This is a genomic window from Brochothrix sp., assembly GCF_017549435.1.
Taxonomy (GTDB): Bacteria; Bacillota; Bacilli; order Lactobacillales; family Listeriaceae; genus Brochothrix; species Brochothrix thermosphacta.
On sequence record NZ_JAFYUW010000048.1, the window covers coordinates 1 to 16749 of the forward strand.

Annotated in this window: 14 protein-coding genes; all 14 read right to left on the reverse strand. The window is 37.9% G+C overall.

The features are described 5' to 3' along the window. Positions 1-535: 535 nt before the first annotated feature. The 14 genes from lysS to mfd all read right to left on the reverse strand — a co-directional run bounded on the left by lysS (position 536) and on the right by mfd (position 16739). Positions 536-2029: a lysine--tRNA ligase gene (lysS, locus tag IKV95_RS03280; protein WP_069119849.1), complete on the reverse strand. Its 1494-nt coding sequence runs from the start codon at positions 2027-2029 to the stop codon at positions 536-538. 198 nt (positions 2030-2227) lie between these two features. Next, positions 2228-2698 (reverse strand): 2-amino-4-hydroxy-6-hydroxymethyldihydropteridine diphosphokinase, encoded by a 471-nt coding sequence (gene folK, locus IKV95_RS03285; protein ID WP_157679171.1) that lies wholly within the window; start codon positions 2696-2698, stop codon positions 2228-2230. Beyond that, positions 2698-3069, reverse strand: coding sequence for a dihydroneopterin aldolase (folB, locus tag IKV95_RS03290; RefSeq protein ID WP_029091268.1), 372 nt, complete (start codon positions 3067-3069; stop codon positions 2698-2700). Before folB ends, folK begins: the two co-directional genes overlap by 1 nt. Beyond that, complete coding sequence (folP, locus tag IKV95_RS03295; protein ID WP_029091269.1) at positions 3062-3877, reverse strand: dihydropteroate synthase; 816 nt, start codon at positions 3875-3877, stop codon at positions 3062-3064. Before folP ends, folB begins: the two co-directional genes overlap by 8 nt. A gap of 170 nt (positions 3878-4047) precedes the next feature. Beyond that, complete coding sequence (gene cysK, locus IKV95_RS03300; protein WP_029091270.1) at positions 4048-4980, reverse strand: cysteine synthase A; 933 nt, start codon at positions 4978-4980, stop codon at positions 4048-4050. A 72-nt stretch (positions 4981-5052) separates the two neighbouring features. Beyond that, entirely contained in the window at positions 5053-5937 is an 885-nt protein-coding gene (gene hslO / locus IKV95_RS03305) for an Hsp33 family molecular chaperone HslO (RefSeq protein WP_029091271.1), read from the reverse strand. A 61-nt stretch (positions 5938-5998) separates the two neighbouring features. Beyond that, positions 5999-8029 (reverse strand): ATP-dependent zinc metalloprotease FtsH, encoded by a 2031-nt coding sequence (gene ftsH, locus IKV95_RS03310; RefSeq protein ID WP_029091272.1) that lies wholly within the window; start codon positions 8027-8029, stop codon positions 5999-6001. A 236-nt stretch (positions 8030-8265) separates the two neighbouring features. Continuing rightward, the gene (hpt, locus tag IKV95_RS03315) at positions 8266-8805 is read right to left on the reverse strand and encodes a hypoxanthine phosphoribosyltransferase (RefSeq protein ID WP_029091273.1); all 540 of its coding nucleotides are present in this window, start codon (positions 8803-8805) and stop codon (positions 8266-8268) included. Positions 8806-8819: 14 nt separating this feature from the next. Further along, on the reverse strand, positions 8820-10208 hold the full coding sequence (gene tilS / locus IKV95_RS03320; protein WP_069125036.1) for a tRNA lysidine(34) synthetase TilS: 1389 nt from the start codon (positions 10206-10208) through the stop codon (positions 8820-8822). Positions 10209-10303: 95 nt separating this feature from the next. Next, the gene (locus tag IKV95_RS03325) at positions 10304-10741 is read right to left on the reverse strand and encodes a S1 domain-containing RNA-binding protein (protein ID WP_029091275.1); all 438 of its coding nucleotides are present in this window, start codon (positions 10739-10741) and stop codon (positions 10304-10306) included. 55 nt (positions 10742-10796) lie between these two features. Beyond that, positions 10797-11171, reverse strand: a complete 375-nt coding sequence (locus IKV95_RS03330) for an FtsB family cell division protein (RefSeq protein ID WP_069119837.1) — start codon at positions 11169-11171, stop codon at positions 10797-10799. Positions 11172-11341: 170 nt separating this feature from the next. Next, the gene (locus IKV95_RS03335) at positions 11342-11587 is read right to left on the reverse strand and encodes an RNA-binding S4 domain-containing protein (protein ID WP_278403469.1); all 246 of its coding nucleotides are present in this window, start codon (positions 11585-11587) and stop codon (positions 11342-11344) included. Positions 11588-11608: 21 nt separating this feature from the next. After that, positions 11609-13186: a putative polysaccharide biosynthesis protein gene (locus IKV95_RS03340; protein WP_069119835.1), complete on the reverse strand. Its 1578-nt coding sequence runs from the start codon at positions 13184-13186 to the stop codon at positions 11609-11611. A 19-nt stretch (positions 13187-13205) separates the two neighbouring features. Beyond that, positions 13206-16739: a transcription-repair coupling factor gene (mfd, locus tag IKV95_RS03345; protein WP_096699499.1), complete on the reverse strand. Its 3534-nt coding sequence runs from the start codon at positions 16737-16739 to the stop codon at positions 13206-13208. Positions 16740-16749: the final 10 nt, after the last annotated feature.

Consider the following 16749-nt stretch of genomic DNA (forward strand, 5'->3'; position numbering starts at 1 on the left):
TAAACCATCAAATGATCCTTAACTAGTTCGCTAGCTAAAAATTTGTTACTTGTTTGCGTTACGAAATTAATTGGTTAAACTCCGAAGAGTTTAAGCATATAATATGTCTTTTCGTTCATTCAGTTTTCAAAGGTCAATCGCTGTCTCTTTTGTGACAACTTCTTTATTATACATAAGAAGAAGTTCAAAGTCAACAACTTTTGTTATTATTTTTTCAGTTGTTATTGTTTGTCATTTGACTAACACAACTTTTAAATCATACCATGTCTATCAAGGGATGTCAACGGTTTTGAAAAGTTTAGTACGAACACTATTAGCTCGTTTCAACTTATATAATATTATCATAACTATTTGATATAATCAATAGTTATTTAAATACTTTTTAAAATGTTTTATCTCTTTTAGAAGTGGTAACTTTTATATAATACAACGATAACAAGACGTTGTCAATCATCTATCTGCAAATTCTTATATATATTTAATAAAAGATATAAAAAGCCCAACAGAACAAGTTCTATTGGGCTTTTTAAACTGCTTATTTATCGTGCGGACGCATTGTCGGGAATAACAATACATCACGAATAGATGCGGCATTCGTTAATAACATCACCATTCGATCAACACCGATACCAAGTCCACCAGTAGGCGGCATACCATATTCTAAAGACTCTAAGAAATCTTCATCCATTTCATGAGCTTCATCATTACCTTCTTCACGCTCTTTTATTTGAGCAGCAAAACGCTCTCTTTGATCAATTGGGTCATTCAACTCGCTAAATGCGTTGGCGTGTTCACGCCCTACTATAAATAACTCAAAACGATCAGTAAAACGTGGATCTTCAACATTTTTCTTCGCTAAAGGCGAGATTTCCAACGGATGCCCGAAAACAAATGTCGGCTCAATCAATTTCTCTTCAACAAACGTTTCGAAAAATTCATTAACAACGTGTCCATATGTCATATGTTCAGTGATTGCTACATTATGCTCTTTGGCTAAACGACGGGCTTCTTCTGTATCTACTTCCCATAAATCAACACCAGAATATTGTTTAATTGCTTCTACCATATGAATACGAGTCCATTTTTTACCTAAATCTAACTCATATTCGCCATAAGTAATCGCTGTTTTACCCAATACTTCCTTAGCACAGTAAACGAATGCACCTTCTGTTAGATCCATGATATCTTGGAAATCTTCATAGGCTGCATAAGATTCAAGCATCGTGAATTCAGGGTTATGGCGAGTACTTGTTCCTTCATTACGGAATACACGACCAATTTCGTAAACACGTTCAAGGCCACCGACGATTAAGCGTTTCAAATGTAATTCCAACGCAATACGAAGATTCATTTCAATGTCTAAGGCATTATGATGTGTAACAAACGGTTTCGCTGCTGCACCACCTGCAACTGAATGCAGTGTTGGTGTTTCAACTTCCATATATTCTTTTTGAGCAAAAAAGTCACGCAATGAACGAATAATTTGGCTACGTTGAACAAAACGCTCACGACTTTCTTCATTCGCAATAAGATCAAGGTAACGTTGACGGTATATTTGTTCTACATCTGTTAAGCCATGGTATTTATCTGGTAACGGACGCAGCGCTTTACTTAAAATCATGTAAGATGTGGCTTTAACAGTCAATTCACCTGTATTAGTACGCATCAACAACCCTGTGATACCAACAATATCACCCAAGTCCGCTGTTTTAAACAATTCATAGTCCGCATCACCAACAGCATCTTTACGAACATACAATTGAACACGACCATAACGATCTTGTATATGAGCAAAACCGACTTTTCCTTTTCCACGTTTTGTCATTAAACGTCCAGCAATAGTTACCTCAATTGCTTGTTCTTCTAATGCTTCTTTATCAATTTCTGCATATTTTTCATTAATTGTTTTAGAATCAGCTGTACGCTCAAATTTTTGTCCGAAAGGATTAATCCCTTCATCATATAAATGTTGTAATTTTTCACGACGCACTTGTAACTGATCATTCATTTCTTCATGTGGTTGATTCATAACAGTGGACACTCCTCTTTTATACATTTTAGTTAGGCACTCTATCGAACGCTTTTTGAAATCAATTACTTACCAATATTTTCACAATGACTACAAAAAACCTTATAAAAAAACACTAGCCTAATGTCTAATGTCTTTTTGAAAACAAACTCTTTTCAGCATACTCATACTAACATAACTAGATGATGCCACGCAACATTATTGCAAGGGTTCAGATACTTTAACAATACCTGATGTATCATTCAGTCCTGGACTGTCTAAAGGCACATGCTCAGGTGCAATCTCGCGTAGTGGTACCAGTACAAATGCACGTTCATACATGAACGGATGCGGTACAGATAACGTTTCACTATCATGAATCTCATCACCATATAACAAAATATCAATATCGATCACACGCGGACCATATTTGAACAAACGCTCTCGACCTAAATCCTTTTCAATTGCTAACAACTTTTGCAACAACACTTCTGCCTCTAAATCAGTTTGAATGGCGAGAACACAATTATAAAAAGTAGCCTGTTCAATGTATCCCCATGGTGGCGTATCGTATACGGACGAACAATTAACAACTTTTACACCCTCAATTTCGCCGATTCGTTTAATTGCAGCGCTTAAAAAGTCAATTCGTTCTCCCATGTTACTACCTAAACTGAGATACACTGTCATCATTCGATATCCTTACGGCTACGTTTAATTTCAACAGCCACAGACTCAAAATGGCCATTAATAGGTGGACGTGGTTTTTCCGCAGTAACAGTGACAAACTCAATTAGTGGATACTGCTCTAAAATAACCATCGCTAATCGATCCGTTAACGTTTCCAATAATTTATAACACTCTTCCTCAACTATCACACGCATAGTATCAAATACATCGGCATAACTCACTGTATCAGATACCTCATCACTCTTGCCTGGTATACGCGTATCCATCTCTAATATTAACGATATAACAAACCTTTGACCTAGAGCTGTTTCCTCGGGTAACACACCATGAAAACCATAAAACTCACAATTTTTCAAAAATATTTTATCCATTCCACTCAACCTTTCGTTTCATAATATCAATCACACGCATCATTCGTGTTATTTCTTTCACATCATGTACTCTCACAGCTGCAGCGCCTTGCATCACTGCATAAGCTGACATTGCACCTGTTCCTTCCATTCTTTGATCGACGGGCAAATCACCTAACATCGCACCAATTGTCCGCTTGCGGCTGGCCGCATAAAGAACATCATATCCCAAGTTAGCAAGCTCGCCTAGACGACGTGTTACTTCTATATTTTGTTGCGCTGTTTTTACAAATCCAAAACCAGGATCTAATATAATATGCTGCTTCGGCACACCTGCTTTTAAACAGATAGTTATACTTTCTTCCATATCTTCCAAATAATCCTCAAAAAAATGTTTGTAGTCTGACTTTTGACGATTATGCATTAACACAATCGGAACATTTTGTTCAGCTGCTACACTTGCCATCTCATTATCATATGTTGCTCGCCATTGATCATTAATCAATGATGCTCCTTTTTGAATCGCTTGATAAGCTGTTTCAGCACGATAAGTATCAATAGACAGTGGAATATTACTTTTAGAAGAAATCATTTCAATAATAGGCAACACCCTATTTAACTCCTCTTTTAACGGCACTTCCGAATAACCTGGGCGCGTTGATATCCCACCGATATCTATCAGATGAGCACCATCTTCTACCATTTCCAATGCACGATTAACCGCTAAAGTCGTTGTATTGAATTGACCACCGTCAGAAAAAGAATCTGGTGTAATATTTAATATCCCCATCACATAGGTAGGGTGGGGCCTGTTCCACAAAAGCGTCATTAGTAATAACCCCTTTCGAAAATAACAATGTTTACCTATTCTATTTTACGTTATTATTGTATAAAATCATATGACTGTTTTATAAAAAAAAGCTTTTATAAAAAAAGCACTCTGAATCAACCTAAATCGGCTGTATCAAAGTGCTAAAATAATGTATCGTTTAATTTGAATTAAACCTGATCATCAAATTCATATAAAGGTGTACTTAAGTATCGTTCCCCATTGCTCGCAACAATCGCTAATATTTTTTTACCTGCACCTAATTTAGCTGCTTGTTCTAATGCTGCATAAATAGTTGCACCTGAAGAAATACCTACTAGCAGACCTTCTTGACTCGCAACAAGACGTGCTGTTTTTAATGCATTTTCACTTGATACTTGTAAAATACCATCATAAACTTCTGTATCTAAAGTATCTGGGATAAAACCTGCACCAATACCTTGGATTTTATGAGGACTGGGATTACCACCTGCAAGTACAGGCGACTCCAATGGTTCTAATGCATAAATTTTCACGTCAGGATTTGCTTTTTTCAATACATGGCCAACACCAGAAATTGTGCCACCTGTTCCAACGCCTGCAATGAAGGCGTCTAAACCTTTATCACCAAAATCAGCAAGAATTTCAGGTCCTGTTGTGGTTTCGTGAATAGCTGGGTTGGAAGGATTACTAAACTGTTGAGGCATAAAATAACCGTCTGTTTCTGACAGTTCTTTTGCTTTTGCAATGGCGCCCTTCATTCCTTCTGCACCTGGTGTTAAAACCAACTTAGCACCGTAGGCCTCTAAAAGTTTACGACGTTCAATACTCATTGTATCAGGCATCACAAACACAGAGGCATAACCTTTGACTGCTGCAACAAAAGCTAATCCAATACCTGTGTTCCCACTCGTAGGTTCAACAATAGTATCGCCTGTTTTTAACAAACCTGCTTTTTCAGCATCTTCAATCATCGCTTTCGCAATACGATCTTTAACGCTTCCGCCAGGATTTTGATACTCAAGCTTCACATAAACTTCAGCGTCGCCTTCTTTGACTAAGCGATTTAACTTAACAATCGGTGTGCTTCCTACTAAATCTAGTGCAGAATTATAAATTGCCATTTTTAACACTCCTTCAGTTTGTTGTTAAATCAACTTTATCAATTCCTAGTATTCTTGTCAAGATTAGACTGTTTATTTGTTTTTTGTTTCTTCGATTAAACCCTCTAAGTCTGTGACTGAAAAATCGTATTTATTACCACAGAAGTGACAACTTGCTTCTGCCCCACCATCTTCTTCAATCATATCACGAATTTCTTTTTCACCTAAAGTCACAATTGCTGATGAAAAGCGCTCTTTAGAGCACACACACTCAAACTCAACAGGAACTTTTTCCAAAACTTTAACATCATCGCCAAGAATATCAGTTAAGATTTCTTCTGGCGTACGACCTTCATCTATTAATTTAGAGATTGTTGGCATTGCTGCTAGTTTATTCTCAATTTGTGAAATAACTTCATCAGATGCATTTGGTAATAATTGAATCATAAAACCGCCAGATGCTTGAATTGTTGCATCTGGATTAACTAAAACACCTGCGCCAACTGCCGAAGGAATTTGTTCACTTGTCGCTAAGTAATATGTGATATCTTCACTTATTTCACCTGAAATCAACGGCACTTGCCCATTAATTTTTTCACGCATACCAATGTCTTTTGTTACTGTAACCGTACCTGTTGTTCCAACTCCACGACGCACATCAAGTTTGCCGCTCTCATTCAACTCTGTAAAATGAACATGCGGGTTTTGTACATAACCTCGCACTTTACCATGTGCATCACTGTCGGCAATAATAGCGCCGATTGGTCCATCACCTTCAATTTTCAAAGTGATTTTTTGATCACCTTTTCCACTCATACCCAACATCAATGCACCTGTCATTGAACGTCCTAGAGCTGCCGATGTGACCGGCAAAGTATTGTGACGGCTTTGAGCTTCTCCCACAGTATTTGTTGTAATTGCTGCAAAAGCACGAACTTGTGAATCACAAGCAACTGCTTTAATTAAATAATCTTTCATTTCCATAGCTCCTCTAAACAAAAAGTGAGCCACGCATTCCCTGGCTCACTCATGCTAATTTTTATTTTTTATCTTCTGTTGTTGGGTTATCAATTGTCGATTCATTTACTGTTTCAGCAGTAGTTGTATCGATTGTTGGTTTATCAACAGCATCTGTTGTTTCTTTATCGCCAATTTCATCCACCGATACGTTTGCTGTTGCATCAACAACTGCTGTTGTATCTTCTGCTTCTTCTTCAGCTGGCATTTCGCCTGTTTCAAAGAGGCTACGGATTTCTTTCGCGTTAAGCGTTTCAATTTCAAGTAATTTATTAGCGATAACACCTAACTGCACTTCGTGTTCAGTTAAGATATCTTTCGCACGTGTATAACAATCTGTGATAATGCGTTGAACTTCAGTATCGATTTCATAAGCGATTTGGTCAGAGAAACCTTTTCCGCTATTCATATCGCGACCTAAGAATACATTGTCATTGCTACCTTTGAATTGAAGAGGTCCGATTTTTTTGCTCATTCCCCATTCAGTTACCATACGGTAAGCCATTTCAGTTGCACGTTCAAAGTCATTACTTGCGCCTGTTGATACTTCACCAAAAGTGATATCTTCAGCAACACGTCCACCTAGCAAGCCAGTGATACGATCAAGCAATTCATTTTCAGTTAACAAGAAACGATCTTCTTTTGGCATCATGACAGCATAACCACCGGCTTGTCCACGAGGGACAATCGTTACTTTATGCACCACTTCGGCTTCATCAAGAACAGTACCAATAATCGTATGGCCTGCCTCATGGAAAGCAACTGTTTTACGTTCTTTCTTACTGATAACACGATTTTTCTTAGCAGGACCCGCAATAACACGGTCTGTTGCTTCATCAATATCAGACATATCAATTTTAGTTTTATCACGACGCGCTGCAACAAGAGCACCCTCGTTTAAAAGGTTTTCTAAGTCAGCACCAGAGAAACCTGGCGTACGTTGTGCAATTGCTTTCAAATCAACATCGTCAGCAAATGGTTTGTTACGAGCATGCACTTTAAGTACAGCTTCACGTCCCTTAACATCAGGGCGATCAACAGTAATTTGACGGTCAAAACGACCTGGACGTAAAAGTGCAGGGTCAAGAACATCCGCACGGTTAGTTGCTGCAATCATGATAATTCCTTCGTTTCCTTGGAAACCATCCATCTCAACAAGTAACTGGTTTAATGTTTGCTCACGCTCATCATGTCCACCACCGACACCAGCGCCACGTTGACGACCAACAGCATCAATTTCATCAATGAAGATAATACACGGTGCATTTTTCTTCGCTTGTTCAAACAAATCACGTACACGTGAAGCACCAACACCAACAAACATCTCAACGAAATCAGAACCACTAATTGAGAAGAATGGCGTACCAGCTTCACCTGCAACAGCTTTTGCAAGCAATGTTTTACCAGTTCCCGGAGGTCCTACTAAAAGAACACCTTTAGGAATACTTGCACCTAGACTTGCATATTTACGTGGATCTTTTAAGAAATCAACAACTTCAATAAGTTCTTGTTTCTCTTCATCAGCACCCGCTACGTCAGAAAAACGCACTTTGATTTTAGAGTTATCATACATTTTCGCTTTACTCTTACCAAAGTTCATCATCTTACCGCCGCCACCGCCGCCTTGTGCTTGGCTCATCATAAAGAAAATGAAGAGTAACAATAACAAGAATGGTAGTAATGTTGTTAAGAATGTTACCCAACCACTTGGTTGATCCTGAGGAAGAACCTCAGTTTTAACACCCTTAGCAGTATCTGCTTTAATATCAGCAACAGTTACTTCAGAATCGACAGAAAATGTTGTAAATTCTAAAGTATCTTTCTTATCGCTTTTATTCGCTGCGCTGTCTTTATATGTACCTTCAATAAGAAAAACACCACGGCTTGGTTTAATTGAGTACGACTCAACTTTGTTGTCTTTTAATGCAGTTGTAAATTCATCGTAACGAATGTCACGTTGCTGGTTTTTATCGCCACTTATAAAGTTAACAATCCCCACTATAACAACGAGTACAATGACATAAAGTATACCTTGTTTAAAAATACGGTTCATTCCTTACCTCCTCTGATGTAAGTGTTTTTCTGATCAACAGTACCCACTAATAGCATAAAGAGCTATTTATTTTGTTCCACTGATACAAATTTTCCCACTCGCACTTACACTCTTAAAATACTTAATTTTACTTAAAGCTCAGGAGTTTACCCCTTGCAATTCGTCTTAAAAAGCTACATTAATAATAGCATAAAGGATTTTCTTTTCCCAATAATTTGACCTTTATTCACTTATAATTAATCCGTGTACACTTCAGGTTTTAAAATACCGATGTACGGCAAGTTACGATATCGTTCTGCATAATCAAGACCATAACCAACGACAAATTCATTTGGCACGTTAAAACATGCATGATCTACTTCAATATCAACAACGCGTCCAGCTGGTTTATCCAACAGTGTTACTAATTTAATTGAACGAGCTTTACGATTTTTCAGCATGTTCATTAAGTAAGCTAATGTACGACCACTATCAATAATATCTTCAACGATGATTAAATCGCGACCTTCAACTGAAGCATCTAAATCTTTAATGATTTTAACTTCACCACTTGAAGATACGCCTGCACCATAGCTTGAAACATCCATAAAATCAAATTCTACTTGCGTATCAATTGTACGTACTAAATCCATCATAAATGGTGTTGCACCTTTTAAAATCCCAATAACTAATGGAAACTTATCTTGATAAGTAGCTGTAAGCTCTTTTCCTAACTCTTCAACCTTTTGGGCAATCTCTTCTTCTGAAATAAGTACTTCTAAAATATCTTCACGCATCTAATTTCGTCCTCCTATAGACTATTATATTGAATCAAGTATTGTTGTTGCTTTTTATTGACACACGCCAAAAAGGCGGAATGTTTTAAAGTGGGTAACCAAATGATTTCACCAGTTGCATCTGTCACAACAGGGATACCATCTCGTAAATGTTGCGGTATTTTTTCATCAATCAAAATATTTTTCAGCTTGCGAGTACCGCCCGTTTTTTTTAGTTTTATACGATCACCAGGTAAACGGGACCTTATAATCAGCGGAAATTCAATGTCTGTTGCATTTAGCACCAACTGTGTTTTTTCAGGATGTATTATTGTATCTTCTGTTAGTATTTCGCAGCTAATTGAGCCGTTTCCCGGCAACTGGACTGTTGTTAATGGTTGCATCTCATAATAAAAGCGTTCACTTTTCTCCATGTTATCAAATTGGAAATAAGCTTCGTCATAAACGCGGAACAATTGTAATCCGGAAGGTAAATATAGTTTAGCAGACGGAGACGCTGCTTTCAATAAATCCAACACATCAATAATGTTATTTTTGCTAATACTCACACTATTATCCGGTAATAATTCTCGGATAACCTGTCGTATCATTAAAGTTTGGATGATTTTATGCAGCTTTTTAAATTTTTCAATTTGTACAACATATCGTTTATCTTCTTTTAGGATAACATCCTCTATTTGCTTTAGCATCATTGTTGTAGCAAATTCACTTAAATCTGTTTGCTCCTCATGAAAAGCTGAAAACTGCTTTGCAACTTGCTGGTTTTCTTGTTGCAATAAAGGTACAACATGATGTCTGAATCGATTGCGAGTAGCATCATCTTCAGCGTTCGATGCATCTTCCACATGTTTTAACTTATTAGCCTTAGCGTAAAGCATAATATCCTTTTTTGTAACAGCTAAGAAAGGTCGAATTAATTGACCTCTGCTAAATGCTCTTTTAATCGGCATACCTGCGTAACCGCTACCTTGACTGCCGCGTGTTAATCTCATTAATATCGTTTCCACCTGGTCATCCGCATGATGAGCGAGTACTAGCGAAGACGCTTCAACACTGACCATTACTTCTTCAAAACAACGGTAACGTCCTTGACGTGCGGCTTCTTCTAAACCGATTTTTTCAGACTTTTGAATACCTTGTACATCAATTATTTTTTCCATAAATGGAACATCATAGGCTTCACAAATCTCCCGCACAAACTTCGCTTCCATGTCAGCTTCCGGTCGTAACTGATGATTAACATGCACCACTGTCAGCTGTTTATTAAGCATAGGGTTATTCACAAAATAATGTAATAATACGATTGAATCAACGCCACCAGAAACACCCAGGAGATAATGATCGCCTGGGCGTAGTAATTCGTGCTGTTGGCTGTATGTCTCTACCTGCTTATTAAAAATCATAGCCTCTCCTTAATAAAAAAAGAACATCGCGTAAACATACAGCGATGCTCAAAATTGACGACGAGCTCTGCTTTCAAGCTCAATTCGTGCAAATATTAGCTGCGACGTGCGCCTCTACCGCCACGTTTAGACTCACTTTGACGTTTGATAGTCGTAAGACGCTCATCACTATCTTTAAGGAAGCGTGACATTTTCGATTCAAAATCTTCTGGTTTGTCGAAAGTTGGTTTTTTAACCGCTGCTCTCGGTTTACGTGAAGAATAACTTGATGTTGTTGTCGTTTTTTCACTTTCAGGCTTATCAATGGCACGACGAATCGATAGACCAATCTTACCATCATCCCCAACGTTCATTACCTTAACAGTAACCTCGTCACCAACAGTTAAAATATCATGAATATCTTTAACATAGCTGTCTGCAACTTCACTGATATGAACAAGACCTGTTTTTCCACCTTCAAGTTCAACAAAAGCTCCAAAATTTGTAATTCCTGTCACTTTACCCGTTACCTTAGTACCTACTTCAATCGACATAAATAGAATGCTCCTTCTTAATTTTATAATATCTATATTTTTGTTCCTTTATAGCCTAATCTTTTTTTGATGGTATCGTAAAAATGATTTCACCATTTTTGGATAAATAATACTCACTGCGAGCAAGTTTAGCAACATACTCTGGATCTTTCAATTGCTCCACTTGCTCTTTATATGCTGTTTCTTGCTGCATTAAGTGGTTATATTTTGTTTGTAGCTCTGTACTTTGTTTTTTATTTGTCGCCAACAAGTGTTGCTGTTTCACAAGATTAAAAACAAGAATACCTATAACCAACGTTGCGACTGCGGAGTAAAACAACACACGACGTCTGAATATCAGTTTGAATTTCTGATGACGTTTCTCGTCTTTCGCTTTACTTTGAACGTATTCATTATTCATCTGTGTAACTGATGGCTTCGATTTCGGCATTATCTGACCTCACTTTCGACAATAAGTAGTTATATGCTTAGAATAGCAAGTTTAGCTCTTTTTGTCTATTAGTTATAACAAAAAAAGATAAAAACAATTGACTTAATCATCTAATCAATATTATACCATTCAAATATTGACTAAAGTAATACTTATTGAAAATAATCTCTTTATTCGCTTAAAAGGGTATACATTTTTTCCGCATCTTCTTTTTTTGTTGATGTATCAAGGCGTTCCACCTTAGCTGTAATTATTTTAGCACCAAACTGAATAGTAAGCTCATCACCAACTTTTACATTTGCACTTGGTTTTGCGACATTCCCATTGATTTGGATACGGCCTTTTTCTGCCGCTTCTTTAGCGACAGCACGACGTTTAATAATTCGTGATATTTTCAAAAATTTATCTAATCTCATTGTTACATCCATATTATATCCTCACCTTTTCATTTTTTTGATAAGCTTTATTACACTTCTACCCATCGGCAGCATCACAATATCTTGTCTGGTAATCACTCGTAAGTAACTCGCACTAAACAGGAACAGCAACGCACCTATCAAACTAGCTATAATTAACACTACTAGACCAACAATTCGATGGTTTGTTACAAACGGCAAATAATTAATAATAATTAAAGGCGCCGCCATCAGTGCTACACTAAAGCTTAATTTAATTAAAAACTGCCATGACGGCCATTCAAAATTGATTGATTGTTTTAAAATCACAACGCTAATCAATACACTGGCCAACAAAGCGCTATTCGTCGCCCATGCACTTCCTATAATACCATGTTCAGGTAACCAAACACCATTCAACATTACTTTGATAATTATGCCACACACCGCTGCAATTGCAGGTGCCTTCATACTATTAAATCCTTGCAATACACTCGTAATGATAACTAACAAGGTTAATAGAAACAGCCCTGCTACAAAAACTTGTAGCACATCAACACCTTCATAATCAGCAAACAATGTATAGTTTAATGTTGGCATCATCACAACTAACGCCACAGTAATTGCCAAACCCAATGCAATTCCTGTTCGCATGAAGAAAGAAACCAAACGTTGCAATTTAACACGTTCACGCTGAATGCGTGCTTTTGATATCATCGGTATGATAGAAAGACTAAAGCTCGTAACAACCACCACACCTAATTGTATTAATGGTTGCCCCCGATCATACACTCCCTTAAGAATTTTAGCTTGATCTGTCTCAATCCCGCTAGCAACTAACAAACGAAAAATTTGAAAAGCATCTGCCATTTGAAACCAAATCAGTAAAGCACTCGTTATAATCACGGCAAACATGTCCCGCCAAATTCCACGTGGTAACTGGAGGTTTTCCGGTCGCATTGTAGGTATCTGCTGTAAACCACGGCGCTTTTTATCGAACACTGCCAATATAATTGCACCGGCTGCACCACCAATAATCGCACCTGACATGGCCAATTCACCCACATGATAAAGCGATACATCTAAAACATATACACCTATATAGGCACCCACAATGATAATTGCAACACGCACAACCTGCTCTACCGCCTGAGATACTGCGGTAGGCGTCATATCATTATCCCCTTGATAAAAACCGCGGTAACTGCCTAAATAAGGTAACAGTAAATACGTGACACTTGTTACGCGAATAATACCCGTTAAACTGGGATCACCCATCGTATTAGCTAACCAAGGAGCCGCAATAAAAAGGGCTATGAATAACACAAAACCCAACACCCCTAAATAACGTTTACTTCGTTCCAAGAACCATCTTTGAGCATTATAATCACCGTTGTATTCAGCAACAACTTTAGAAATAAAGAGAGGTGCAGCTGTCAAAGATAATGTCATACTTATACCATAAAAAGGATACGCCTGTTGAAAGATATAAAACCCTTCATCGCCGACCATATTTTGAAAGGGTACACGATAAACAGCCGACAATAATTTTGAAAGTAATGATGCCAACGTTAGAATGAGGGCACCTTGAAAAAGCGTTGTGTTTATTTTGGTCCCCATTCTCCTCACTCCTTTGTCGTTACTTTATTTCATCCTTAGTTGCATACGTTAATTGTTCAATAAATTTACTTAAAGTTGGCAACCATTGTGCTGGGTCTGTGCCTGGAAGACGATACGTCACTGCTAGCTGCTGTTCTGTCATTCCAACACCTGACTGACGTCCCAACATATCCAAAGCTTTAAACACTTTTGCACCATCTATTAATTGTGTTGCTTCTTCACTCAGTAATAACTCGATACTATTTTTCTTCAATTTAATTGTTTGAATACCTACTTTTTCAGCATTCAATTTAATTTCTGAAATGATAAACAAATCAGCGACTTGTTGTGGGTACTCCCCAAAACGATCAATCATATCATCTTGTAATTGCATAATATTTTCCGTCGTCGTTATCTGACGGAAGCGTTTGTACATTTCAATTTTTTGGCGACTGTCTTCGATATAGTAGTCAGGAATATACGCATCCAGTGGCAAGTCAATTTCCACTGTGCTGGATTCGCCTTGTTTTTCACCAACTTGTGGCATACGCTCATTGATGGCATCGCTCAACATTTGCGAGTAAAGATCAAATCCTACTGAATCAATAAAGCCATGTTGTTGTGCGCCTAAGATATTTCCGGCACCTCGTATGCTAAGATCACGCATCGCTATTTTAAAGCCTGAGCCTAATTCTGTAAACTCTTTAATTGCTTGGAGACGTTTTTCAGCTTCCTCGCGCAACACTTTATTTTTTTCGTGCATGAAGTACGCATAAGCAATACGATTTGAACGACCGACACGCCCTCTTAATTGATACAATTGTGATAAGCCCATACGGTCTGCATTTTCAACTAACAATGTATTAACATTAGGGATATCGACACCCGTTTCGATAATTGTTGTCGTTACCAGTACGTCAAATTCATTTTCTAAAAAGCGTAAAATAGTCGATTCCAATTCATTTTCAGTCATTTGTCCATGTGCATATCCCACGCGTGCATTCGGAACTAAAGCTTGAATACGATCTGCTTTTTGAACGATACTATCCACACGGTTATGTAGATAAAACACTTGTCCTGAACGAGATAACTCTCGCTCAATTGCTTCTTTGATCAAGATATCATTTTGTTCGACCACATAAGTTTGGATGGGGTAGCGATTGGCTGGTGGCGTTTCAATAACAGACAAATCACGAACACCTACCATCGACATGTGTAACGTTCTCGGTATCGGTGTTGCTGTCAATGTCAGTACATCCACATTTGCTCGTAACTGTTTAATTTTCTCTTTGTGAGTTACACCAAAACGCTGTTCTTCATCGACGACTAACAATCCCAAGTCCCTGTAAGCGACATCTTTTGATAATAACCGATGTGTTCCAACAACGATATCAATTTTGCCAGAACCTAAACCAGCTAGTGTCTCTTCTTGTTGTTTCTTAGTACGAAAGCGGCTCAGTATACCAATATTGATCGGAAAATTAGCAAAGCGGGAAATCATCGTTTCATAGTGTTGTTGCGCTAAAATGGTGGTTGGCACCAAGAAAGCCACTTGTTTGCCATCCATCATCGCCTTGAACGCTGCCCTTAGTGCAACTTCAGTCTTGCCATATCCTACATCTCCGACTAACAAACGATCCATCGGACGAATACTTTCCATATCACGTTTGATTTCTTTAACAGAGCGCCCTTGATCCTCTGTTGCTTCATAAGGAAAGGCTTCTTCAAACTCATGCATTAATGTGTCATCTGGACTATAAGCAAAACCTTTTTCAGCTTCTCGTTTAGCATAAAGCTTAATCAAATCATCCGCAATATCGATGACTGATTTTTGAACACGCGCTGTGACACGTTTCCACTCTGCACCACCTAATTTATTCAACTTCGGTGTTTTACCTTCAGAACCGACATATTTTTGCACCAATTCTAGTTGTTCAACAGGAATATATAGTTTATCTTCACCACGATAAATAATTAATAAATAATCTTTGTGTACACCTTTTATATCTAATGTTTCCATCCCGACATAACGGCCCACACCATGGCTGACATGCACAACGTAATCGCCTACTTTGAGCTCATTATAATCTTTAATACGTTCTGCGTTCGACATTTTCTGTCTTTTCATCGTTGGTTTTGTTTTATGACCAAATAATTCAGCATCCGTCACTACAACGAGACGTCCCAAAGGTAATTCAAAGCCTTCGTTTAATTGCCCCACAACAAGTTGCACTTGCCCAAATACCAATTCATCGGTTTCGTTCAATAATTGCGTTGAAATATCGTAGTCGCTAAATGTCTGGCTGATTTTACCTAGTCTCTCTTCCGTGGGTACAACCACAATAGTGGCCATTTCATTATTTTGCCAACTTGCCATTTCTGTTTGGACTGCCGGCATTTGACCATGGAATTGTTGCATTTGCTTATGTACAAAATTAGTTGAAAGGTAGAGTCGATGGCTTCCCATTGTTTTTTGAAACAACGAGAGATAAACACGCGATTGAACCGCATGTTTTAACGTATCTGCAAACAACTGATGTAAACTTGTCTGCGGTAAAATTTCTGCGCGTTCGATTCCATCCATCAACCAGTTGATTTCTTCTTGATGCAGCTGTTCATCAGCCTCTTGTAAACGTGATAATTCATCAATAATAAGCACGGCATTATCAGCTGTGTAATCTAATAAATTTGCGGGTTTCTTATAGAAGTATGCATTATACTTTAAGATATCTGTCGGTAACATAACCTCTGTTATATTTGCGATATCATGTTCAATCGTCTCAATGAGGTGCAACTGATCTGCTTCCTCTTTGACCTTTTTTAATGCTTTTTTTAGTTCTTTTGCTAATTCTTTTGTAAGATATGAGCGATCAGACTCGTTAAGCAACCATTCTTTGGCTGGTAACAAAACAATTTTTTCACGCGTATCTAATGAGCGTTGGCTATCGACATCAAACGCACGAATAGAATCTACTTCTGTATCAAAGAGTTCTACACGCAACGGATTTGTTTCTGTCATCGGGAAAATATCAATAATCCCACCACGGATGCTATACTCGCCTTGTAAACTCACTTTTTCTACATATACATAACCGCTCTCAGCCATTTGTTTACGGAATGACGTCAGATCGATTTCATCACCAATAGTAAAGACTTGTTTTGCTTCTGTCCATTGTGACACGGGAGTCATTCTTTTTCTCAAGGCTGATATCGGTATAATGACAACACCCGTCGTATTACTTTGCATAAATTCAAGCGTTTCCAATCGTTGTGCTCGAAGTTCAGGACTAGAAATACTCATATCTGTTGCTACAAAATCATCCGCAGGGTAAAGCTTCACTTGTTGTTCCGATAAAAATGAACGCAACGATTCATGAACTTGTTGTGCTTGGTATAAATTATGAGCAACATAAATGACTTGGCGATTAAGCGATTCCGCGATAAGCGCTGTGAAAAGTGAGCGCGCTGAACCCGTCAGGCCAGTCACTAATTGTGGTCGTCCATCTTCAGAAATCATTTGTGTGACTTGTTTCATTTCAGGTTGTTTCATGAATTGCTGTTTTATTTGACTCAACATGCTTCGA